The sequence below is a fragment of the Pseudomonas sp. MT3 genome (genome assembly GCF_054720805.1).
Genome location: NZ_JBTVPY010000010.1, coordinates 59,632 through 80,156 on the forward strand (window position 1 = coordinate 59,632; position 20,525 = coordinate 80,156).

The following is a 20,525-nucleotide window of genomic DNA, read 5'->3' on the forward strand; positions in this document are numbered from 1 at the left end:
TGGCTGTCGCCAGCCACGGTCAATTGCGGCGGCCTGTCGCTCCCAGGGTGACGAAGCGCACCGGTGCGTCGGCCGCAGCCTCCCGGCACCAGCGCAACCAGATCGAGCGCAATTGGCCGACGGCGGCCCGTGCCCGGCGGCGCTGGCCTTCCTCCAGCCAGCGATTGCCCTGCAACGCAGCCGACAGCGCCTCCTCGACTCCATCCAGCGCATGCTCCCGGTCGTTACGCGGCCCGCCGTCGAGCAGCAACTGCCGCAACCGCGCCAGATAAGAGTCCCGCGCGCGCCGCAGCGGCCCCCGCGCCGTGCCCAGGCTGTCGCGCAGGAACAGCAGTTCGTCCGCCAACGCCAGGCCGAACAGCCCTCCCCGCCATTGGGCGCGGCGTTCCCGCGGCAGGCCGTCCTGGTATTGCACCAGGCGCAGCAGGCGGTCGGCGCTGCGCCCGTCGAACCAGGCCTCCAGCCTGGGCAGCGGGCCACGGGTCAGCCGTGCCAGGTCGGCCAGCAGTGCGCCGAGCACTCGCCGGTAGTGGCGGCGCCCCGGCCGCAGCTCCACCAGGTTGAACACCAGCACCGCGAACCCCACGCCCAGCACCGTCGCCAACGCCGAATTGAGGAAGTGGTCGAGGTCGTAGACCATCTGGTTGCTCGGCCCCACGTTCTTCACGAAGAAGATGCAGAAGGCCGATGCCATTGCGGCGATGGCCGGCCGCGTCGTGCACAGCGCCGCGATGAACAGCGGTATGCCGAGTACGCTGTAGAGCGCCGTGAATCCTTCGCATCGCGGCAGGATCACCAGCACGGCAACCGCCGCCACGGGAATCGAGAGGAGGATGCCGCGCAGGAAGTTCAGGCCCGCGCCGGCTGGCTCGTCACGGCTGGCGAACAGGCTCAGCACCACACCGGTGATGGAAACCGCGCCCAGGCCGCTGGGCCAGGCACTGACCACCCAGAACCCCGCCACGCAGAGAAATGCCAGGGCGCTGCGCAGGCCGAACAGCAGCCCGCGCTCGACGTCCCGGTGCCAGACGATCAGCGCCGGCGCCTCGCGTGTCGCTTCACCGTAAAGCAGTGCTTCCAGGCTGCGCCGGGATTGCCGGCCCCGATCCAGCACCGCCAGCAGAGATTCCAGGTAATCGCGCTCCTGTGCACCTGCGGCGTTCTCCAGCGCACCGAGCAGATGCTCCCGGCAGGCGGTGAAGTCGGGCTGTTGCGCATTCTCCAGGCACTCGCGCACCAGCTCGCGCCAGGGGCGCACGGCCAGCTCGACGGCGGCGTCGAGCAACCGTCCTTCCCGCGCAACCCGGCGCGCGGCGCGCAGCAGGCCGAGCAGGGCGGCATTGAGCCCACGCAACGCAGGCACTCGCCGACGCCCCGTCGGACCTTCGAACCACGCCTGCTCCTGCCGCCCATCCAGCTCCAGAATGCTGCCCAGGGTAGCGATCAGCGCCGCGTGTTCATCGGTGCCCAGCATTTCCGCGGACGCCGCCTTCAGCGTCGACGACCAGACCTTGCGCGCCTGCTCGAGCAACTGCTGCTCCGTGCTGCGCGGCCACAGCAGCACGCTGACCAGGGAAGCACAGGCAATGCCCAGGCCGATCTCCGAACAGCGGGCCACGGCCTGGTCGAAGACCGTCAGCGGCGCGGCCGAGGCTGGCAGGGCAACGATCGCGGCGGTATAGCCGGCCAGCACGAAGCCGTAGGACGAGAAATTGCGCAGCATCGACGCCCCGGCGGTGCAGAACGCCAGCCATAGCGCCATCGCCAGCAGGAACGGCAAGGGCGCCTGCCCCAGCCAGGCGACCAGGGCCACCGACATGGCCGCCCCCGTCAGCGTGCCAAGCAGGCGGAACACGCTCTTGGCCAGCACCATGCCGCTCAACGGCTGGCTGACCACGAACACCGTGACCAGCGCCCATTGCGGCTGCTGCAACTGGAAGACGAACGCCAGGTAGAGAGCGATCCCGCCCGCCAGCACCGCCTTGATGGCGAACTGCAGATCGACCACCCGGGGGCGTAAGATGGCCTGGGCGAATGCAGACAACGAAGGAGGCAGAGCAGGCATGGCGAGACCACCGGCAGGAAACCGACCGGGCGAATTTTAGTTAGCTTGCTAACAAAGTCCAGAAATATCCCGTTACGAGAACCAGACCCACCCGACGAATGGCTCCATCGAAGAACTTCGCTAGACTCCCTGCATGATCGCGCCCGCTCAAGCCGGCCAGCTCCGGCTGGACTCATCCGCCACCCAGACACTGCTGCACGTCAGCGGCGACTGGACGCTCGCCCATTTCACCAGCCTGCAGCAACAGATGCGCGGGCTGGCTGAGCAGCGACAGAACATCGCCACCCTCGACTTCAGCGAACTCGGCGCCCTCGACACCGCCGGCGCCGCGCTGCTCGCCGAAGTCATCGGCGGCGCGCGGATGAGCCAGCTCGAGCAGATCGCCCGCAACCTGCCGCCCGAGCGCCAGGCGCTGCTGCGCACCGTGGGCGGCGCCATCACCCAGTGCCGGCTCGATGAAAAGGCACCGCCACCGGGCAACGCGCTGGTCGACATACTCGAACGCATCGGCATCGCCACCATCACCTTCTGGGATCACCTGGTCGGCGTTCTCGGCTTCATCGGCCTGACCCTGCAGACGCTGATGCGCAGCCTGCTGCGCCCTCGCCGCTGGCGCATCACCTCGCTGGCCGCGCACATGGAACAGACCGCCCTGGACGCCGTGCCCATCGTCGCCCTGCTGACCTTCATGGTCGGCGCGGTGGTGGCCTTCCTCGGCGCCACGGTGCTGCAGAAGTTCGGCGCGGCGATCTACACCGTCGACCTGGTGGGCTTCTCCTTCCTTCGCGAATTCGGCGTGCTGCTCACCGCCATCCTCCTGGCGGGCCGCACCGCCAGCGCCTTCACCGCGCAGATCGGCTCGATGAAGGCCAACCAGGAGATCGACGCCATCCAGGCCCAGGGCCTGGACCCGGTGGAGCTGCTGGTCCTGCCCAGGGTGCTCGCACTGCTGCTGGCCCTGCCGCTGCTGACCTTCCTGGCGATGATCGCCGGCATCTTCGGCGGCGGCGTGGTCTGCGCCCTGAGCCTGGACATCTCGCCGCGCATGTTCCTCTACATGCTGCAGAACGACATCGCCGTGCAGCACTTCCTGGTGGGCATCGTCAAAGCCCCGGTGTTCGCCTTCATCATCGCCGTGATCGGTTGCCTGGAAGGCTTCCGCGTCAGCGGCAGCGCACAGTCGGTGGGCGAACACACCACCTCCGCCGTGGTCCAGTCGATCTTCGTGGTGATCCTGCTGGACGCCATGTTCGCGCTGTTCTTCATGGAGATGGGCTGGTGAGCGAACCAATCATCGTCGTCCGCGACCTGGCCAACCGCTTCGGCACCCACGCCGTGCACGAGCACCTCGACCTGGATGTGATGAAGGGCGAGATCCTCGGCGTGGTCGGCGGCTCGGGCACCGGCAAGTCGGTGCTGCTGCGCAGCATCATCGGCCTGCGCCAGCCCAGCGAAGGCAGCGTCCAGGTGTTCGGCCAGAACCTGCTGGAACTGCCGCCGGCGCAGCGCTCGAAGCTGGAGCGACGCTTCGGCGTCCTGTTCCAGAACGGCGCGCTGTTCTCCTCGCTGAGCGTGAGCGAGAACATCTGCCTGCCGCTGATCGAGCATGCGGGCCTGTCCCGCGCCGACGCCGAGTTCATGGCCAAGGTGAAGATCTCCCTCGCCGGCCTGCCGCCGGATGCCGGCGCCAAGTACCCCGCCGAACTCTCCGGCGGCATGGTCAAGCGCGCCGCCCTGGCCCGCGCCCTGGCCCTGGACCCGGACATCCTGTTCCTCGACGAACCCACCGCCGGCCTCGATCCCATTGGCGCGGCGGCCTTCGACCAACTCATCCTGACCCTGCGCGACGCCTTCGGCCTCACCGTATTCCTGGTCACCCACGACCTGGACACCCTCTACACCATCTGCGACCGCGTCGCCGTGCTCTCGCAGAAACGCGTGCTGGTGGTGGGCCCGCTCGGCGAAGTCGCCCAGACCAACGACGCCTGGGTACAGGACTACTTCCACGGCCCGCGCGGCCGTGCCGCACAGCAGGCCACACAGCCCCTGCGGGAGGAAAACTGACATGGAAACCCGCGCCCATCACGTGCTGATCGGCCTGTTCACCCTGATCGTCTCGATCGGCGCGCTGCTCTTCGCGCTGTGGCTCGCCCAGTCGAGCAACGACCAGAAATTCAAGTTCTACGACGTGATCTTCAACGAGGCGGTGACCGGCCTCTCCGAAGGCGGCACCGTGCAGTACAGCGGCATCCGCGTGGGCGACGTGGTGTCCCTGCGCCTGGACCCGAACGACCCGCGCAAGGTCCGCGCGCGCATCCGCGTCTACGACAGTACGCCGATCCGCGAAGACACCCGCGCCAAGCTGGCGCTCACCGGCGTCACCGGCCAGGCCATCATCCAGCTCTCCAGCGCCGCCCAGGACAGCCCGCCGCTGGTCAGCCAGGACGGCAGCATCCCGGTGATCAAGACCATCCCCTCGCCGCTGGCCAAACTCCTGGCCAATGGCGAAGACATCGCCACCAACGTCAACAACCTGCTCACCAACGCCAGCCGCCTGTTCTCCCAGGAGAACGTCGACCACATCAGCCGCACCCTCGACCACATCGACCAGGCCACCAGCGTGGTCGCCGAGCAGCGCGGCGACATCCGCCAGACCGTCAAGGAGCTGGCCGCCGCCAGCCAGCAGGCGCGCATCACCCTGGCCAACGCCAGCGAACTGCTCGAACGCGCCAACCAGACCCTCGGCGCCCGCGGCCCGGTCATCCTCGACGACACCCAGAAAACCCTGGCCGCCCTGCGCGTCAGCAGCGAGCGGATCGAGCAGTTGCTCAACAACAACTACGACGCGGTGAACGGCGGCCTCAGCGGACTGGGCGAAATGGGCCCCGCCGTGCGCGAACTGCGTGCCACCCTGGAGGACCTGCGCGGCGTCACCCGGCGCCTGCAGGAAAACCCCGCTGGCTACCTGCTCGGCCGCGAACGCAACAAGGAGTTCCAGCCATGATCGCCCTTCCCCGCCTGCTCGGTGTCGCCGCCCTGCTCGGACTGCTCAGCGCCTGCTCGATTCTTCCGGAAGCGGAAACCCCGGACTTCTACCTGCTGCCGGCCGCCCAGCAACCGCAGCGCGACAACGCGGCGGTGGACTGGTCACTGCGGGTCAGCGCGCCCAGTGCGAGCCTCGCACTGGACAGCAACCGCATCGCCGTGATCCCGCAGGGCAATCAGCTCAACAGCTACCAGGGCGCGCGCTGGAGCAACCGAGCCCCCGGCCTGCTGCGCGATCGCCTGCTCGACGCCTTCACCGCCAACGGCAGCATCCGAGCCTTGAGCAGCGACGAAAACAGCCTGCAGGCCGACCTCGACCTCACCGGCGAACTGCGCGCCTTCCAGAGCGAATACCAGAACGGTAAACCGGTGATCCACATCCGCTACGACGCGCGCCTGGTGCGCACGCTCGGCCAGCGCATCGTCGCCTCGCGCAGCTTCGAGGTTCGTCAGGCGGTGGACGGCAAGCAGGTGGCGGAAGTGGTCACCGCCTTTGGCAAGGCCGCCGACCAGCTCGCCGCGCAGGTGGTGGAGTGGACATTGCTGCAGGGGCAGGCGCAGAAGCTCGGGCAGCCAGCCCAAGCCGACAACTGAGCCGTGGCCTGAGCTGATTGATACCGGCAGGGGCCGCCCGCGAGCCGTCTATTGCACAAAGGCACGGATTATCTGTAGGAGCGAGCTTGCTCGCGCACGAGCGCTCCAGTGGGGACGCCAAAGCCCCCTTGGCCAGCCTGCCGCTACTTGTGGCAATGGTACGGGCTCTCGCCCTCCAGCTCCTGGTCCGTGTCCACGTCACGGATGGTCACGATGGCCTTCGGGTACACCGAGCAGAGTGAGTTGCGCACGGTATAGATGCCGCTGCCGTGGGCGAGGAACTTGCCCTTGCCCAGGGCGTTGCCTGCCTCGTCGTGGGCGCTGACTTCGTAGTTGCCGGTCATGGTGATGCAACCACCCAGGGCCAGCAGGGACAGTACGGGGATCAGGTATTTCATGGCTTCTCCTTGCTACGCGATGCGCCGGACGGGCGGCGCGTCTGTCATTCCCTGACGGCTTCGCGAAAGCGGGCTGGTGATTCGAACGACCGCCGGTGCATGGCGGTGGGAGTTCGACCCGAACGCGGCGATGCAGTTCAGCCTGCAAGCCCCCGACAAATACCTTGCCTGAAGGGCTTACCGGCGGAAGGTCGTCTCAGCGCTTGCCCATCGAGCGGCGGGAGCCGCGCGGATGCGGTGGCCGGAATTCAGCCTTGTCGTGCGGCTTGCGGTGCTGGTAGGCCGTACTCGCCTGTTTCTGTGCCGCCAGGGCGGCCTTGGCGAGGTCGGTCAGAGACAGCGTGGAAGCGTCTTGAGTGGATTCCGCGCTGTCGTCGCGGGGCGGCTGCTGAGAGGAAGTCATGGGTCTGGGGTTCTACAAGAGACTGGAACGGCACACATGATAGCCGATCCAGCCCCGTTCCGGCTGCAGGCGATGCCGTTCACGCCCCTCCGGTCGGCGGGAAGAGCGTATCCGGGCGGGTGACGTACTCGGACGCTTCCTCATAGGTCATCACCCAGATCTGGTTGATCCGCTGGTCCAGGCCGAGCTTGAGGCCGACGAACTTGCCGTTGATCTTCGGCAACAGCCCGTGAACCATGAAGCGGTTGTCCTCGTCACGGATGCGGACGGAAACCGACAGCGGATAGCTGATGGTCCTCTTGTAGAACCCGAGCGTGATTACCTGCCGCAGCAGACTCGGCTTGGGGCGCTTAAGGGTGATCACCGGATAGACCGCGTTGTCGACGAAGCCCACCATCATGCCCGAGGGCAGCATGCGGTCGGCATGGGCCGGAGCCATGCCCCCCAGCAGCAGCGCAACGCTGCCGAGCAACAGGATGCACAAGCGCCGCAGCGAACCTCGGCTGCTGGCGACCGGAATTACAACTGGTGTCATTGGATGTCCCGCCCCTGGAATGAATGTTCTCGTCATCTGCCCGGTTCAACGCTGGCGTTCCGGGTCTGAAGATGGAGCGTAGCGGTTCGCCGCACGGCTGTCCGCACATTGATTCACAGCCCGCGGCATTCCTGCGCCACCCCGTTGCACCAGCCAGACGCGACATTCCGCTGCGACACCGCGTCATGCGCGCCACCAGTGCATTGCCGATGCGCGTCTGTCGCTCTATCGTGACCGTTTCACAGGATTGATCCGGGATTCCCACATGAGCTCCCTGCGCGAATCGCTCTCCCGCTTCCCTCGTCTCGAACTGGCCGGCGGCCCGACGCCGCTGGAAAAGCTGGAGCGGCTTTCCGCCCGGCTGGGCCGCGATATCCACGTGAAGCGCGACGACGCCACGCCCTTCGCACTGGGCGGCAACAAGGTGCGCAAGCTCGAGTTTCTCGCCGCCGATGCTCTGCGCGCCGGCGCCGACACCCTGGTGACGGCGGGGGCGATCCAGTCCAACCACGTACGCCAGACAGCCGCGGTGGCAGCCAAGCTGGGCCTGCGCTGCATGGCGCTGCTGGAAAACCCCATCGGCACCGCCGACCACAACTACCTGAGCAACGGCAACCGCCTGCTGCTCGACCTGTTCGGCACCGAGGTCGAAGTGGTCGCCAACCTGGACACCGCCGACGAACTGTTGCAGCAGACCGGCGAGCGCCTGTTGCGCGAAGGCCGCAAGCCCTACCTCGTACCGATTGGCGGCTCCAACGCCCTCGGTGCGCTGGGCTACGTACGCGCCGGGCTGGAGCTGGCCGAGCAGATCCGCCACAGCGGCCAGCGCTTCGCCGCCGTGGTGCTGGCCTCCGGCAGCGCCGGCACCCATGCCGGACTGGCCGTGGCACTGGCCGATGCCCTGCCGGAACTGCCGGTGATCGGCGTGACCGTCTCGCGCACCGACGCCGCGCAGCGGCCGAAAGTGGAAGGCCTGATCCAGCGCACGCTGGAACTGCTTGGCCAGGACACGGCCAAGGCGCCGAAGGTGGAACTCTGGGATGAGTACTTCGCACCGCGCTACGGCGAGCCCAACGCCGGCACGCTGGATGCGCTGCGCCTGCTGGCGAGCCACGAAGGACTGCTGCTCGACCCGGTCTACACCGGCAAGGCAATGGCCGGCCTGCTCGATGGCGTCGCCCGCCAGCGTTTCGCCCAGCAGGGGCCCCTGCTGTTCCTGCACACCGGAGGCTCGCCGGCGCTGTTCGCTTACCACCCGGCAGGATGAATCCGAGCAAATCCAGCTAAGTATGTAATCTTTTATTATTTTATTGCATAACAACTACGACCCTATAGTCGCCACGCGTTGACTAACCTGCTTAAAACACCAAAAACGGGGCTCACCATGACCTTCTCCGCACTGCGACGTCATTTCCTGCTTGCCGGCCTGACCCTCACCCTCGGCGCCAGCCTGTTCGGCCAGGCCCAGGCCGCCGACGACCTGCTCGCCCAGATCAAGTCCAAGGGCGAAGTCCGCGTCGGTCTCGAGGGCACCTACCCGCCCTTCAGCTTCCAGGACGAGAACGGCAAACTCGCCGGCTTCGAAGTGGACTTCTCCCACCTGATCGCCAAGGAACTGGGCGTCACCGCCAAGCTCCAGCCGACCAAGTGGGACGGCATCCTCGCCGCGCTGGAATCCAAGCGCCTGGACCTGGTAATCAACCAGGTGACCATCTCCGAGGAGCGCAAGAAGAAGTACGACTTCTCCGACGCCTACACCGTTTCCGGCATCCAGGCGCTGGTGCGCAAGGGTGACGAAGGCAAATACGACGCCCCCGAAAAACTCGCCGGGGTGAAAGTCGGCGTAGGCCTGGGCACCAACTACGAACAGTGGCTGCGCGAACACGTGCCGCAGGCTGACGTGCGTACCTACGAAGACGACCCGACCAAGTTCCAGGACCTGCGTAGCGGGCGCATCGACGTAATCCTGGTGGACCGCCTGGCGGCCTTCGACATGGTCAACAAGACCAAGGGTGCCATGGCGCTGACCGGCGCCCCCTTCGCCCGCCAGGAAGCAGGCATCGCCCTGCGCAAGGGCAACCCCGAATTGCTCGCGGCGCTGAACAAGGCCATCGAGAAATTCCGGGCCGACGGCACGCTGAAAAAACTGTCGGAGAAGTGGTTCCAGGCTGACGTCACCCAATGATCGAAGAAAGCCTGCAGCTTGCGCTGGATTCCGCGCCCTTCCTGCTCAAGGGCGCGGTCTTCACGGTAGTCCTCAGCGTAGGCGGCATGTTCTTCGGACTGCTGCTGGGTTTCGTGCTGGCACTCATGCGCCTGTACGGTTTCATCGCCTTGAGCTGGCTTGCCCGCATCTACGTGTCGTTCTTCCGCGGCACGCCGTTGCTGGTCCAGCTCTTCATGATCTATTACGGCCTGCCCCAGGCCGGTATCGAACTCGACCCGCTGCCGGCGGCGCTGATCGGCTTCTCGCTGAACATGGCCGCCTACGTCTGCGAAATCCTCCGCGCCGCCATCGGCTCGATCGACAAGGGCCAGTGGGAAGCCGCCGCCAGTATCGGCATGACCCGCGCCGAGACCCTGCGCCGGGTGATCCTGCCGCAGGCCGCGCGCACTGCCCTGCCGCCGCTGGGCAACAGCTTCATCTCGCTGGTCAAGGACACCGCCCTGGCCGCCACCATCCAGGTGCCGGAATTGTTCCGCCAGGCCCAGCTGATTACCGCTCGCACCTTCGAGGTGTTCACCATGTACCTCGCTGCCGCGCTGATCTACTGGATCCTCGCCAGCATCCTGTCGCACCTGCAGAACCGCCTGGAAGACCGGGTCAACCGTCATGACCAGGAGCACGACGCATGATCGAAGTACGCCAGCTGACCAAGCAGTTCCGCGGCCAGGAGGTGCTCAAGGGCATCGACCTGACCGTCGAGCCCGGCGAAGTGGTTGCGATCATCGGCCCCAGCGGCTCCGGCAAGACCACCCTGCTGCGCTGCCTCAACCTGCTGGAAACCCCCAACGGCGGCACCATCCAGGTCGGCGAGATCCGCATCGACGCCTCGCGTCCGCTCAGCGGGCAGCAGGGCCTGATCCGCAAGCTGCGCCAGCACGTGGGCTTCGTGTTCCAGAACTTCAACCTGTTCCCGCACCGCACGGCGCTGGAGAACGTGATCGAAGGCCCGGTGATCGTCAAGAAGGAGCCCCGCGCCCAGGCCGAGCAACGCGCCCGCGCCCTGCTCGCCAAGGTCGGCCTGGCCGGCAAGGAAGACGCCTATCCCAAGCGACTTTCCGGCGGCCAGCAGCAGCGCGTTGCCATCGCCCGCGCCCTGGCGATGCAGCCGGACGTGATCCTGTTCGACGAACCGACGTCGGCGCTCGATCCTGAACTGGTCGGAGAGGTGCTGGCGACCATTCGCGGCCTGGCGCAGGAAAAACGCACGATGGTCATCGTCACCCACGAGATGAGTTTCGCCCGCGACGTGGCCAACCGGGCGATTTTCATCGACAAGGGCGTAATCGTCGAGCAGGGCGATGCCAAGACACTGTTCTCCAATCCGAGGGAGGAACGCACGCGGCAGTTCCTTAGCAAATTCCTTACCCGAGACGGCTCCTGAATCCCGCAAACAATCGTAACATTCGATCTATTAGCTCGGATATTTGCGCTTTTATATCTATCAAATGCGATGGAACATAGCTCCCATGAACCGCACGGGCCGGTGATTCCGCCGGCCGTGCCCATGAGGACTTCGCCATGATCGAACGCAGACCCTTCCAGCAACTCGGCGGCGCCAACCACGGCTGGCTCAACGCCAAGCACCACTTCTCCTTCGCCGAGTACTACGACACCGAGCGCATGGACTGGGGCAACCTCCGCGTCTGGAACGATGACGAAATCGCCGCCGGCACCGGCTTCCCGCCGCACCCGCACCGCGAGATGGAAATCATCACCTACGTCCGCCAGGGCGCGATCACCCACCAGGACAGCCTGGGCAACAAGGGCCGCACCGAAGCCGGCGACGTGCAGGTCATGAGCGCCGGGACCGGCATCGTGCACTCCGAGTACAACCTCGAGAAGGACCTGACCAGGATCTTCCAGATCTGGATCATCCCCTCGGTACGCGGCGGCACGCCGTCCTGGGGCGCCAAGCCCTTCCCGAAGGGCGACCGCGCCGGACGCTTCGTCACCCTGGCCAGCGGTTATGAGAGCGACGTCGATGCCCTGCGCATCCGCGCCGATGGCCGTCTGGTCGCGGCGACCATCAAGGCCGGCCAGAGTGCCGAGTACGAACTGGGCAGCGAGCGCCGCGCCTACCTGGTGCCGGCGACCGGCAAGGTGGAAGTGAATGGCGTGGAGCTGGAGGCTCGCGACGGCGCGGCTATCGCCAACGAAGCCGTGGTGAAGGTGACGGCGCTGGAAGACAGCGAAGTCATCCTGGTCGACGTTGCCTGACGGCACGCACCAGAAACGAAAAAGGCACGCCATCTGGCGTGCCTTTTTTGCGTCGGGTGGCCGAAGGAGGATCTCTCCCGGCAGAACTATCGATTCGATACGGAGCTGCGTTCTGATCGACAATGTCACCGCTTGCGGCAAAGACTCATGCCATCGCCGATCGGCACCAGCGAGTAATCGACCCTGGCATCGTCCTTCAACGCCCGGTTGAGCCGCTGGATGGCGCGCGTATCTTCGCTCTCAGGCTCGACCTCCAGCACCCGGCCGCTCCACAGCACATTGTCGAAGACCACCAGCCCGCCACTGCGCAACAGACTCAGGGCGCACTCGAAATAGGCGGGATAGCGCGCCTTGTCGGCATCGATGAAGACCAGATCGAAGCAACCATTCTCGCCCCCGGCCATCAGGCTCTCCAGCGTGGACAACGCCGGCCCCAGGCGCAGTTCGATACGGGAATCGACACCCGCCTCCCGCCAGTGGGTACGGGCGATCTCGTTGTAGTCACCGGGCAGATCGCAGCACAGCAGATGTCCGTCGGCGGGAAGCGCCTCGGCCATGCACAGTGCGCTGTAGCCGGTAAAAGTGCCCACTTCGAGGATGCGCCGGGCGCCGATCAGTTTCACCAGCAGCGCAAGGAACTGCCCCTGTTCAGGCGCAACCTGCCAGCGCGCCGTCGGCATCGCCGCGGTCTCGGCGCGCAGGCGAGCCTTGATCGCGGAGTCCCGCAGGGACACGTCGAGAAGGTACTGGTAGAGGGTATCGTCCAGGTTCAGTGTGCGTGTCGTCATGGCCCCTCCCGCAAACGATCAGGGATGAAGGGCGATACTCTGCACGGCGAGGACGCGCTTGGCTTCCAGGAAGGCTTTCTGCCAATAGGCGCTGTCGAGGCTGTCCAGGCGTACGGTTCCACCCGTTCTGGGCGCATGGACGAAGCGCCCTTCCCCGACATAGATACCCGCATGGCTCACGCCACGTCCACCGCTGGTGGCGAAGAACACCAGATCGCCGCTCTGCAGGGATTCGCGGCCGATGGTGGGAGCGCGCAGGGTGATCATCTCGCGTGTCGAACGCGGCAGTTGCAGGCCGGTGGCATCGCGGTAGACATAACCGATCAGGCCGCTGCAATCGAAGCCGCCATCGGGCGTGTTGCCGCCCCAGCGATAAGGGGTACCGACCAGGCCAATGGCGCGGATCAGAATGTCATCGGCGGCTTGCGAATTGTAGGCAGGGAGCGAAGGCGCATTCACCACGGGCGGCGGCGATGGCGGAGTGCGACTGGCACAGGCGGCCAGGGAAGCGAGAAACGCGAGAAGGATGATGCGCTGTGGCGAAAGCATGTGATGGCATCCCTGCGAAGGAATGCCATCACTTTGCACCGACAGTGAGTTGAACGCAATACTTAAAGTAAAACTTTAAGTTTAGCGACTCACCGTCTTGGGTTCGTAACCCGGTTCGAGTACGCGCTTGGCTTCCATGTAGCTCAGGCGCCAGTAGCTCTCGTCCAGGCTGTCCACCCGCACCCCACCGCTACGGCGGCTGGCGGAGTGGATGAACTGGCCGTCACCGATATAGATGCCGGCATGGCTCACCCGACCGCGACCACGATTATTGAAGAAGATCAGGTCGCCCGGTTGCAGGTCTTCCTTGGAGACCAGCGGGACGTCCATATTGATCAACTCGCGCGTGGAGCGCGGCAGGTTGATGCCTGCTTCTTCGCGGAACAGATAGCCCACGAAGCCGCTGCAATCGAAACCAGTCCGTTCCGATTTCCCACCGAAGCGGTACGGTGTACCGATCAGCGAGAACGCGCGATCCAGGATATCGGATACGTGCGTGGTCGAACTGCCGTTATAGTTTTTGGCCCCCTCGTCCTGCGACTCATCCGCCTGCGTGACCTTATTCTGGTCAATCTGGAGAAAAGCGGCGCGGCTGGTCGACGATGCGGCGACCTGGCTTTGCTGCGATTCCGGCGAATGGCTGGCACAAGCTGCCAGCAGCAGAACGAAACTCATGGGCACGAGGGGTGCGAAGCGTTTAAGCATGGGCACGACCGTGTCTCATTAGTTCCATTAGTTAGCGGGCTAATTTGCCCGCTCAATGAGACCAATGCAAGTTTTTTATCGCGGAATGTGACTCAACAGGCGCGGCATAATGTCTAAGGCTCGACCCTGCATTCTTTCCTCGACCACTGAACTCAGGTCGGTCAGCCCCGGATTCACCTCGGCGGTGAAGCCTCCAGCGGCCCGCGTCCGCATCACCGGCTCGATGACGTAGGGGAAGCTCGCGGTGGTTCCCACCAGCAATACGGCATCGAATCCCTTGCGCAGTTGCGCGTAGAGCGTGTCGATCGCCGCTTCCGGCAGCATCTCCTCGAACAGTACCACCGACGGGCGCAGCACGCCTGCACAGCGCTCGCAGCGCGGGGGCAGCGGACGTTGCAGGTGCTCGGCCAGCTCGGCGCTTTCCTGGCCGCAGGACTGGCAATAGAGCGGTGCCAGTTCGCCGTGTATCTCGATCAGGCGCTCCACCGGCGAGCCCGCGCGGCGATGGAAACCGTCGATGTTCTGCGTCAGCACCCAGCACTCCGGCTTGAGCCGCTGCAGCTCGGCGATCGCTTCGTGGCCAGCGTTGGGTCGCGCGTTGATGCATGCCTTGCCCAGCTCCGCCAGGTATTTCCAGCACAGCGCCGGATTATCGCGCAGCATCGGCCCGGAAAGCGCCGCCTCGATGGGCAGTCCTTCTTCCGTGCGACCGTTGTAGAGGCCCCCAAGGCCGCGGTAGGTGGGCATGCCGGAATCGGCGGAGACGCCGGCGCCGGTGATCACCAGGATGCGTTCGGCGCAGGCCAGTGCCGCGCCGGTGCGTTCGATCGCCGAATCCATGCGCCCTCCTCCGCGGCCAGGCCGCGCGTCAATGGTTGACCGTGTACGACAGCATCATCGAGATATGGCACAGCGGGCGACCGCTTTGTTCCTGCCAGGTATTGAACGCGGCCTGCACCTGGGCGAGGTCCTTCAGGCTGGTGGGCGCCTTGTCGACGATGTCCTGGGCCTTGAGGGCCGCGACCACATCGTCGCTGAGCACGAAGGTGTCCTTGCCGGCCATGCGCAGGAAGCGCGGCGCCGACATGCCGCCCAACTGGTTGCCGCGCTTGGCCAGCAGCTTCCACAGCCCAACGATATCGCTCACTGGCCAGTCCGCCAGCAGCTTGCCGAAACTGCCGTACTCACGGGCGATGTCGAGGACCATCTGGGCGTTGCGCGGCACGCTCTTGAGCTTGCCGAGGTGACGGATCAGCCGGGTGTCCTGCATCAGGTTTTCCAGGCGCTCGCCGCCCATCAGCACGACCTTCTCCGGATCGAAACCGAAGAAGACCTCCTCGAAGGCCGGCCACTTGGCGTCCACCAGGCTGTGCTTGAGCCCCGCGCGGAAGATACGCAGGCTGATCAGCGACAGGTAGCGGTCATCGCCTACCGCCGCCAGTTCAGCCGGCGACCTGGCTTGCGGCAGGCGGGCTTCCAGCGCTTCGACCGAGCCGAAGCGGTTCAGGCAATACTCATACAGCCACGGGTAATCGCGCATCGGGCGTCCTTGCGGGGGCGTTCTTACAGGTTCATCACATCGAGGAAGCGCGGGGTCGCCGCCTCGTCGATGCGCAGGCTGTTGAAGTCGAACAGGTCGCGGTCGGCCAGTTGCGACGGCACCACGTTCTGCAGCGCGCGGAACATGATCTCGGTGCGGCCCGGCGACTTGCGCTCCCAGTCCAGCAGCATCTCCTTGACCACCTGGCGCTGCAGGTTTTCCTGCGAGCCACAGAGGTTGCACGGGATGATCGGGAATTCCTTGAGCACCGAGTAGGCCTCGATGTCCTTCTCGTTGCAGTACGCCAGCGGGCGGATCACCACGTTGCGACCGTCGTCGGACAGCAGCTTGGGCGGCATGGCCTTGAGGGTGCCGCCGTAGAACATATTAAGGAAGAAGGTTTCCAGGATGTCGTCGCGGTGGTGCCCCAGCGCCATCTTGGTCGCGCCGATCTCGTCGGCGTAGGTGTAGAGGGTGCCACGGCGCAGGCGCGAGCACAGCGAGCAGGTGGTCTTGCCCTCCGGGATCTTCTCCTTCACCACCGAGTAGGTGTCCTTCTCGATGATGTGATACTGCACGCCGATGGATTCCAGGTATTGCGGCAGCACATGCTCGGGGAAGCCGGGCTGCTTCTGGTCCATGTTCACCGCGACGATCTCGAACTGGATCGGCGCCACCTTCTGCAGGTACAGCAAGATATCCAGCAGGGTGTAGCTGTCCTTGCCGCCGGACAGGCAGACCATCACCTTGTCACCGTCCTCGATCATGTTGAAGTCGGTGACCGCTTCGCCAACCTGGCGGCGCAGGCGTTTCTGCAGTTTGTTCTGGTTGACCGAAAGGGTGCTGGCCATGATGTTCTGGAATCCGAAGGGCAAGACGAAAAGCCGGTCATTTTACGCGCAAAGCGACGCGTACCCCAGCCCCTCTATCGGGCTACTGCTAATCTGACAGCATGACGCCCGACCTCGATCCTTCCCTCGACCTGACGGACCAGCTCCTGCAGCTACTGCAGGAAGCGCCTGACGGACTCTCCGAATTTCAGCTCATCCAGCAGTTGAAGGCGCGGCATTCCACGCATGTTCCGAACCTGGCGCTGACCGACAAGCTGGTGCTGTTCCGCACTCACTTCCTGGTGTTCAACGCGCTCTATCGGCTGCGCGACCGCCTGTGGGCGGAGAGTGCCGCGCACCTGGAGATCGGCCCGCTGCAGATCCGCCTCTCCCCCTACATGAGCGGCGCGCAGGCGCTCGGCGAGCAAGACACCCTGCGCACCTACTACCTCGACGAAAGACACCTGAAGGAAACCACCGAGCGCGACGTGGAGAAGCTGCTGGAAAGCTTCTGGACGCGTATGCAGGGCAACGAGGAAAAAGCCGCCGCGCTGGCCCTGTTCGAGCTGGAAGACGGCCCGGTGGACTATGCGCTGATCAAGCTGCGCTACCGCCAGTTGGTCAGCCAGCACCATCCCGATCGGGGCGGCAGCACCACGCGCCTGCAGTCGATCAACAAGGCGATGGAAATTCTGGAGCGCTATTACAGCCGCCCGTGAAACTTCCATTTGCTCTAACCCCACGGACGACGCCCCCTCCAGCCCTCCCTATACTGCGTCATAAGGCCGCATAGGTCGGTCGGACACCGGATGACGCTGGCTACGCGTCTCCGGGGGTCTTGCTGGGGGGCGGCCTTCTATAAGAAGAGGAGAATGCTGACATGATCCATCATGTGTGGGGGCTCTTCACCCATCCCGATCAGGAATGGCAGGACATCCGTGGCGAGGAAGAATCCATCAGCCACATGTACCTGACCCACGTTCTGATCCTCGCGGCCATCCCGGTCATTTCCGCCTACATCGGCACCACACAGGTCGGCTGGGTCTTGGGCAACGCAGGACCGGTCAAGCTGACGCCCGCCAGTGCGATACAGCTGACCATCATGACCTATATCGCCATGCTCGCCGGCGTCGCCGTGATGGGCGCCTTCATCCACTGGATGGCACGCACCTACGATGCGGCGCCGTCGCTGACCCAATGCATCGTATTCGCCGCGTACACCGCCACCCCACTGTTCATCGGCGGTCTGGCGGCGCTCTATCCGCACCTGTGGCTGGGCATGATCATCGGCACCGCCGCGATCTGCTATACCGTGTACCTGCTCTACGTCGGCATCCCGACCTTCATGAACATTCCCAGGGATGAAGGTTTCCTGTTCTCCAGCTCCGTGCTGGCGGTGGGGCTGGTGGTGCTGGTGGCGATGATCGCCCTGTCGGTAATCCTCTGGGGCAGCGGTGTCGGCCCGGAATACACCTGATTCCCATCCTTGAATGAAAAACCGGGTCCCAGTGGCCCGGTTTTCTTTTGCACCACTGCTTTTCGTAGGAACGGACTCTGTCCGCGATCCGGCCGTCTGGCCAGCAAGGAAGCCTCGCGGACAGAGTCCGCTCTACAGGGAAGGCCACTTGCCTGAAAGGCTTCCCGGCTTGCCTGAACCTGCACCCCGGACGAGCGGCCACGAGAAATCCGCCACCCGCGCTCCGACTGCGGCATAATCTGCCCCCGTCGGAGAACCACTGTATGCCTGAACAGCTCAACGCTCGCGTCGAAGCCTGCTACCAGCAGGCCGAAGCCTTCTTCCAGCGGCGCTTTCCCCGCCCGGAAGTGAGCTTCCGGCTACGCGGCCAGAAGGCCGGCGTCGCCCACCTCGATGAAAACCTGCTGCGCTTCAACCCGCAGTTGTACCGGGAAAACCACGAACACTTCCTTGAGCAGACCGTGGCCCATGAAGTGGCCCACCTGATCGCCCACCAGATGTTCGGCCCGCGCATTCGCCCGCATGGCGAGGAGTGGCAGCTGATCATGCGCGGCATCTACGGCCTGCCGCCGGACCGCTGCCACACCTACGAGATCAAGCGCCGCCGGGCTACCCGCTACCTGTACCGCTGCCACTGCGGCGAGGGCAACGAATTTCCCTTTTCCGCCCAGCGCCACAATCTGGTCGCCCAGGGTCGCCGCTACTATTGCCGGCGCTGCCGCGCGACGCTGGTGTTCACCGGCGAAACCCGCCGCGAGTGATACCGCTCAGGCGATGACCTTCGCCGCCTTCAACGCCTCGACCTGTTCGGCCGAATAGCCCAGCTCCGCCATCACCTCCGCCGTGTGCGCCCCCAGTGCGGTACCGATATGGCGCGGTTCGGGCAGGCCGGCGGAAAAGCGGATCGGACAGGCCACCTGTCGCTGCGCGCCGCCCTGGCCATTGGGCACCTGCGTGACCACTCCGCGCTCGCGCAACTGCGGGTGTTCCACCGCCTCCGCCAGCGACAGCATCGGCTCGACGCACGCATCCAGCGCCGCGAAACGCTCACGCCACTCCTCGAAATCCTGCTTCTCGAACTCGATGGCGATCTCGCGCTTGAGCGCCTGCTGCTCTTCCGGCTTGGGCGAAAGCCCGCGCGCGGCCAACTCCGGGCGGCCGATGGCGGCGCAGAACTGTTGCATGAACTGCGGCTCCAGGCTGCCCACCGAGAACCAGCGACCATCGCGGGTACGGTAGTAGTCGTAGAAGCTGCCGCCGTTGAGCGCGAGGCCTTCCATCTCCGGCTCCACGCCCGCCGCGAGATAGCCCGCCCCCGCCATACCATGCAGGCTGAAGGCGCAGTCGGTCATGCTCACGTCGACCTGCTGTCCCTCCCCCGTCTGCTGCCGGTGGATGACCGCAGCAAGCAGGCCCATCACACCGTGCAGCGAGCCGCCGCCGATATCCGCCAGCTGCACACCCAGCGGCAGCGGGCCGCTCTCGCGGCGACCGGTGTAGCTGGCGACGCCAGCCAGGGCCAGGTAGTTGATGTCATGCCCGGCGCGGTCGCGCAGCGGCCCGGTCTGGCCGTATCCGGTGATCGACACGTAGATCAGCTTCGGGTTGATCGCCTTGAGCGCCTCGTAGCCCACGCCCAGCTTGTCCATCACGCCGGGGCGGAACTGCTCCAGCACGATGTCGTATTCCTGCACCAGTTGTTTCACCACCTCCACCGCCTCGGCTTGCTTCAGGTCCAGCGCGATGCTGCGCTTGTTGCGATTGAGGTAGGCGTGGCTGGCGGAGGTGCCGTCCACGTGAGGCGGCAGTACGCGCACCAGGTCCATGCGAGTGGGCGACTCCACGCGCAGCACCTGGGCGCCCATGTCGGCCAGCAGCAACGAGGCGAACGGCCCCGGCAGCAGGGTGGAGAAGTCGAGAATCTTCAGGGAGGCGAGCGGGCCGTTCATGGGCACTCCTGTTTCGCTCAATCGATGCGTGGGCGCCGCGCCTCAGAGCTTCATGCCGCGGCTGATGATCTCTTTCATGATCTCCGAGGTACCGGCGAAGATGCGCTGGATACGCGCATTCGCGTACATCCTGCAGATCGGATACTCCCACATGTAACCCCAGCCGCCGTGCAGTTGCACGCCTTCGTCGACCACCTTGCACAACAGCTCGGTGGTGAACAGCTTGGCCTCGGCGGCCACTTCGGGGGTGAGCTTCTTCTGGTTGTGGTCCATCACGCAACGGTCGGTGAAGACCTGCGCGACGTCGATCTGCGTACGCATCTCGGCGAGCTTGAAGCGGGTGTTCTGGAAGTGCGCCACCGGGCGGTCGAAGGCCTTGCGTTCCTTCACGTAGTCGACGGTCGCGTTCAGCGCCGCCTCGGCACCGGCTACCGCGCCACAGGCGTTGGTCAGGCGCTCCTGCGCCAGCATGTTCATCAGGTAGAAGAAGCCGCCCTTGGCGTCGCCCAGCAGATTCTCTTTCGGCACCTTCACATTGTTGAAGAACAGCTCGGCGGTGTCCTGGCTCTTCATGCCCAGCTTCTTCAGGTTGCGCCCACGCTCGAAGCCTTCCATGCCGCGCTCGACCACGAACAGACCCATCGCGTGCTTGTTCGCCGGATCGGTCTTGGCCGCGACGATCACCAGGTCCGCCAGCAGGCCGTTGGAGATGAACACCTTGGAACCGTTGAGGACGAAGTGGTCGCCCTTGTCCACCGCCGTGGTGCGCATGCCGGCCAGGTCGGAGCCGGCCGACGGCTCGGTCATCGCCACCGCCAGGATGCTTTCGCCGCGAATGATCCCCGGCATCCAGCGGGCCTTCTGCTCGGCGTTGCCGTACTCGGCGATGTAGGGGCCGCATAGCGCCGAGTGCAGCGGAATCATGAAGCCCGGCTCGTTGATGGCGGCCAGTTCCTCGCACATGATCTGTTCGTAGCGGAAATCCTTCAGACCGGTTCCGCCGTACTCCTCTTCCGCCCAGGGCAGCAGGAAGCCCATCTCCCCCGCCTTGCGCCAGACGCTGCGGTCTACCACGCCGGCCTCTTCCCATTCTTCCTGGTGAGGCACCACTTCCCGGTCGAGGAAGGCTCGGAACGCATCGCGGAACAGGTTGTGCTCGGTCTCGAAGTGATTGCGCAGCATGGTCGACTCCCGGTGGGTTGA

General features: G+C 65.2%; 24 protein-coding genes. 12 read left to right on the forward strand and 12 right to left on the reverse strand.

From position 1 onward, the window contains the following. Positions 1–19: 19 nt before the first annotated feature. Entirely contained in the window at positions 20–2,065 is a 2,046-nt protein-coding gene (locus ACYCAX_RS12215) for an FUSC family protein (RefSeq protein WP_460248119.1), read from the reverse strand. A 133-nt stretch (positions 2,066–2,198) separates the two neighbouring features. Here ACYCAX_RS12215 and ACYCAX_RS12220 point away from each other — a divergent pair, with 133 nt between their 5' ends. From ACYCAX_RS12220 to ACYCAX_RS12235, 4 genes are read left to right on the forward strand one after another with little or no spacing between them, the layout of a single operon-like run. Continuing rightward, the gene (locus tag ACYCAX_RS12220) at positions 2,199–3,347 is read left to right on the forward strand and encodes an ABC transporter permease (protein ID WP_460248120.1); all 1,149 of its coding nucleotides are present in this window, start codon (positions 2,199–2,201) and stop codon (positions 3,345–3,347) included. Then, positions 3,344–4,129: an ABC transporter ATP-binding protein gene (locus ACYCAX_RS12225; RefSeq protein ID WP_460248121.1), complete on the forward strand. Its 786-nt coding sequence runs from the start codon at positions 3,344–3,346 to the stop codon at positions 4,127–4,129. Before ACYCAX_RS12220 ends, ACYCAX_RS12225 begins: the two co-directional genes overlap by 4 nt. A 1-nt stretch (position 4,130) precedes the next feature. Then, positions 4,131–5,069: an MlaD family protein gene (locus ACYCAX_RS12230; RefSeq protein ID WP_460248122.1), complete on the forward strand. Its 939-nt coding sequence runs from the start codon at positions 4,131–4,133 to the stop codon at positions 5,067–5,069. Continuing rightward, entirely contained in the window at positions 5,066–5,704 is a 639-nt protein-coding gene (locus ACYCAX_RS12235; RefSeq protein ID WP_460248123.1) for an ABC-type transport auxiliary lipoprotein family protein, read from the forward strand. Before ACYCAX_RS12230 ends, ACYCAX_RS12235 begins: the two co-directional genes overlap by 4 nt. Before the next feature lie 143 nt (positions 5,705–5,847). On the opposite strand, the gene ACYCAX_RS12240 is transcribed toward ACYCAX_RS12235, so the two are convergent. The 3 genes from ACYCAX_RS12240 to ACYCAX_RS12250 form a co-directional block, all read right to left on the reverse strand. Next, positions 5,848–6,102: a hypothetical protein gene (locus ACYCAX_RS12240; RefSeq protein WP_015478329.1), complete on the reverse strand. Its 255-nt coding sequence runs from the start codon at positions 6,100–6,102 to the stop codon at positions 5,848–5,850. 196 nt (positions 6,103–6,298) lie between these two features. Further along, on the reverse strand, positions 6,299–6,505 hold the full coding sequence (locus ACYCAX_RS12245) for a hypothetical protein (protein WP_015478330.1): 207 nt from the start codon (positions 6,503–6,505) through the stop codon (positions 6,299–6,301). Between the two features lie 79 nt (positions 6,506–6,584). Further along, positions 6,585–7,040, reverse strand: a complete 456-nt coding sequence (locus ACYCAX_RS12250) for a hypothetical protein (RefSeq protein WP_460248124.1) — start codon at positions 7,038–7,040, stop codon at positions 6,585–6,587. A gap of 265 nt (positions 7,041–7,305) precedes the next feature. Between ACYCAX_RS12250 and ACYCAX_RS12255 the strand changes: the two genes are divergently transcribed. The 5 genes from ACYCAX_RS12255 (at position 7,306) to ACYCAX_RS12275 (ending at position 11,484) form a co-directional block, all read left to right on the forward strand. Then, positions 7,306–8,307, forward strand: coding sequence for a D-cysteine desulfhydrase (locus tag ACYCAX_RS12255; RefSeq protein WP_294977049.1), 1,002 nt, complete (start codon positions 7,306–7,308; stop codon positions 8,305–8,307). 117 nt (positions 8,308–8,424) lie between these two features. Next, a complete protein-coding gene (tcyJ, locus tag ACYCAX_RS12260; protein WP_460248125.1) occupies positions 8,425–9,225 on the forward strand; it encodes a cystine ABC transporter substrate-binding protein in 801 nt (266 codons plus the stop codon). Beyond that, positions 9,225–9,896, forward strand: a complete 672-nt coding sequence (tcyL, locus tag ACYCAX_RS12265) for a cystine ABC transporter permease (protein WP_460248169.1) — start codon at positions 9,225–9,227, stop codon at positions 9,894–9,896. Before tcyJ ends, tcyL begins: the two co-directional genes overlap by 1 nt. After that, a complete protein-coding gene (gene tcyN / locus ACYCAX_RS12270; protein WP_015478335.1) occupies positions 9,893–10,648 on the forward strand; it encodes an L-cystine ABC transporter ATP-binding protein TcyN in 756 nt (251 codons plus the stop codon). Before tcyL ends, tcyN begins: the two co-directional genes overlap by 4 nt. Before the next feature lie 137 nt (positions 10,649–10,785). Continuing rightward, positions 10,786–11,484, forward strand: coding sequence for a pirin family protein (locus tag ACYCAX_RS12275; RefSeq protein WP_460248126.1), 699 nt, complete (start codon positions 10,786–10,788; stop codon positions 11,482–11,484). A gap of 125 nt (positions 11,485–11,609) precedes the next feature. Here the strand turns inward: ACYCAX_RS12275 and ACYCAX_RS12280 are convergent, their stop codons facing one another. From ACYCAX_RS12280 to ttcA, 6 genes are all read right to left on the reverse strand, one after another. After that, complete coding sequence (locus ACYCAX_RS12280; RefSeq protein WP_460248127.1) at positions 11,610–12,272, reverse strand: O-methyltransferase; 663 nt, start codon at positions 12,270–12,272, stop codon at positions 11,610–11,612. Between the two features lie 18 nt (positions 12,273–12,290). Continuing rightward, on the reverse strand, positions 12,291–12,821 hold the full coding sequence (locus ACYCAX_RS12285; RefSeq protein WP_460248128.1) for a C40 family peptidase: 531 nt from the start codon (positions 12,819–12,821) through the stop codon (positions 12,291–12,293). A gap of 81 nt (positions 12,822–12,902) precedes the next feature. Beyond that, complete coding sequence (locus ACYCAX_RS12290) at positions 12,903–13,526, reverse strand: C40 family peptidase (RefSeq protein ID WP_015478339.1); 624 nt, start codon at positions 13,524–13,526, stop codon at positions 12,903–12,905. A 75-nt stretch (positions 13,527–13,601) separates the two neighbouring features. Further along, positions 13,602–14,366 carry an NAD-dependent deacylase gene (locus ACYCAX_RS12295; protein ID WP_460248129.1) on the reverse strand — a complete coding sequence of 255 codons (765 nt, stop codon included), beginning with the start codon at positions 14,364–14,366 and terminating at the stop codon, positions 13,602–13,604. 28 nt (positions 14,367–14,394) lie between these two features. Then, entirely contained in the window at positions 14,395–15,066 is a 672-nt protein-coding gene (locus ACYCAX_RS12300) for a DNA-3-methyladenine glycosylase I (protein ID WP_460248130.1), read from the reverse strand. A 23-nt stretch (positions 15,067–15,089) separates the two neighbouring features. Beyond that, positions 15,090–15,917, reverse strand: a complete 828-nt coding sequence (gene ttcA, locus ACYCAX_RS12305) for a tRNA 2-thiocytidine(32) synthetase TtcA (RefSeq protein ID WP_015478342.1) — start codon at positions 15,915–15,917, stop codon at positions 15,090–15,092. A gap of 101 nt (positions 15,918–16,018) precedes the next feature. On the opposite strand from ttcA, the gene ACYCAX_RS12310 reads away from it, so the two are divergent. The 3 genes from ACYCAX_RS12310 to ACYCAX_RS12320 all read left to right on the forward strand — a co-directional run bounded on the left by ACYCAX_RS12310 (position 16,019) and on the right by ACYCAX_RS12320 (position 18,134). Further along, positions 16,019–16,615, forward strand: a complete 597-nt coding sequence (locus ACYCAX_RS12310; RefSeq protein ID WP_015478343.1) for a DNA-J related domain-containing protein — start codon at positions 16,019–16,021, stop codon at positions 16,613–16,615. A 161-nt stretch (positions 16,616–16,776) separates the two neighbouring features. After that, positions 16,777–17,373, forward strand: a complete 597-nt coding sequence (locus ACYCAX_RS12315; RefSeq protein WP_015478344.1) for a Yip1 family protein — start codon at positions 16,777–16,779, stop codon at positions 17,371–17,373. 263 nt (positions 17,374–17,636) lie between these two features. After that, entirely contained in the window at positions 17,637–18,134 is a 498-nt protein-coding gene (locus tag ACYCAX_RS12320) for a SprT family zinc-dependent metalloprotease (protein WP_015478345.1), read from the forward strand. A 6-nt stretch (positions 18,135–18,140) separates the two neighbouring features. On the opposite strand, the gene ACYCAX_RS12325 is transcribed toward ACYCAX_RS12320, so the two are convergent. Together ACYCAX_RS12325 and ACYCAX_RS12330 are read right to left on the reverse strand one after the other, a co-directional pair. Then, positions 18,141–19,322, reverse strand: a complete 1,182-nt coding sequence (locus ACYCAX_RS12325; protein WP_460248131.1) for a CaiB/BaiF CoA transferase family protein — start codon at positions 19,320–19,322, stop codon at positions 18,141–18,143. 42 nt (positions 19,323–19,364) lie between these two features. After that, a complete protein-coding gene (locus tag ACYCAX_RS12330; protein WP_460248132.1) occupies positions 19,365–20,504 on the reverse strand; it encodes an acyl-CoA dehydrogenase family protein in 1,140 nt (379 codons plus the stop codon). Positions 20,505–20,525 lie beyond the last annotated feature (21 nt).

Coding starts and splice junctions, on each gene's coding strand:
- ACYCAX_RS12300 (WP_460248130.1), bottom strand. CDS start 15,066: ATGCGCGATTACCCGTGGCTGTATGAGTATTGCCTGAACCGCTTCGGC.
- ACYCAX_RS12230 (WP_460248122.1), top strand. CDS start 4,131: ATGGAAACCCGCGCCCATCACGTGCTGATCGGCCTGTTCACCCTGATC.
- ACYCAX_RS12325 (WP_460248131.1), bottom strand. CDS start 19,322: ATGAACGGCCCGCTCGCCTCCCTGAAGATTCTCGACTTCTCCACCCTG.
- ACYCAX_RS12290 (WP_015478339.1), bottom strand. CDS start 13,526: ATGCTTAAACGCTTCGCACCCCTCGTGCCCATGAGTTTCGTTCTGCTG.
- ACYCAX_RS12330 (WP_460248132.1), bottom strand. CDS start 20,504: ATGCTGCGCAATCACTTCGAGACCGAGCACAACCTGTTCCGCGATGCG.
- ACYCAX_RS12320 (WP_015478345.1), top strand. CDS start 17,637: ATGCCTGAACAGCTCAACGCTCGCGTCGAAGCCTGCTACCAGCAGGCC.
- ACYCAX_RS12315 (WP_015478344.1), top strand. CDS start 16,777: ATGATCCATCATGTGTGGGGGCTCTTCACCCATCCCGATCAGGAATGG.
- ACYCAX_RS12280 (WP_460248127.1), bottom strand. CDS start 12,272: ATGACGACACGCACACTGAACCTGGACGATACCCTCTACCAGTACCTT.
- ACYCAX_RS12245 (WP_015478330.1), bottom strand. CDS start 6,505: ATGACTTCCTCTCAGCAGCCGCCCCGCGACGACAGCGCGGAATCCACT.
- ACYCAX_RS12275 (WP_460248126.1), top strand. CDS start 10,786: ATGATCGAACGCAGACCCTTCCAGCAACTCGGCGGCGCCAACCACGGC.
- ACYCAX_RS12250 (WP_460248124.1), bottom strand. CDS start 7,040: ATGACACCAGTTGTAATTCCGGTCGCCAGCAGCCGAGGTTCGCTGCGG.
- ACYCAX_RS12235 (WP_460248123.1), top strand. CDS start 5,066: ATGATCGCCCTTCCCCGCCTGCTCGGTGTCGCCGCCCTGCTCGGACTG.
- tcyJ (WP_460248125.1), top strand. CDS start 8,425: ATGACCTTCTCCGCACTGCGACGTCATTTCCTGCTTGCCGGCCTGACC.
- ACYCAX_RS12255 (WP_294977049.1), top strand. CDS start 7,306: ATGAGCTCCCTGCGCGAATCGCTCTCCCGCTTCCCTCGTCTCGAACTG.
- ACYCAX_RS12240 (WP_015478329.1), bottom strand. CDS start 6,102: ATGAAATACCTGATCCCCGTACTGTCCCTGCTGGCCCTGGGTGGTTGC.
- ACYCAX_RS12220 (WP_460248120.1), top strand. CDS start 2,199: ATGATCGCGCCCGCTCAAGCCGGCCAGCTCCGGCTGGACTCATCCGCC.
- tcyN (WP_015478335.1), top strand. CDS start 9,893: ATGATCGAAGTACGCCAGCTGACCAAGCAGTTCCGCGGCCAGGAGGTG.
- ACYCAX_RS12310 (WP_015478343.1), top strand. CDS start 16,019: ATGACGCCCGACCTCGATCCTTCCCTCGACCTGACGGACCAGCTCCTG.
- ttcA (WP_015478342.1), bottom strand. CDS start 15,917: ATGGCCAGCACCCTTTCGGTCAACCAGAACAAACTGCAGAAACGCCTG.
- ACYCAX_RS12295 (WP_460248129.1), bottom strand. CDS start 14,366: ATGGATTCGGCGATCGAACGCACCGGCGCGGCACTGGCCTGCGCCGAA.
- ACYCAX_RS12215 (WP_460248119.1), bottom strand. CDS start 2,065: ATGCCTGCTCTGCCTCCTTCGTTGTCTGCATTCGCCCAGGCCATCTTA.
- ACYCAX_RS12285 (WP_460248128.1), bottom strand. CDS start 12,821: ATGCTTTCGCCACAGCGCATCATCCTTCTCGCGTTTCTCGCTTCCCTG.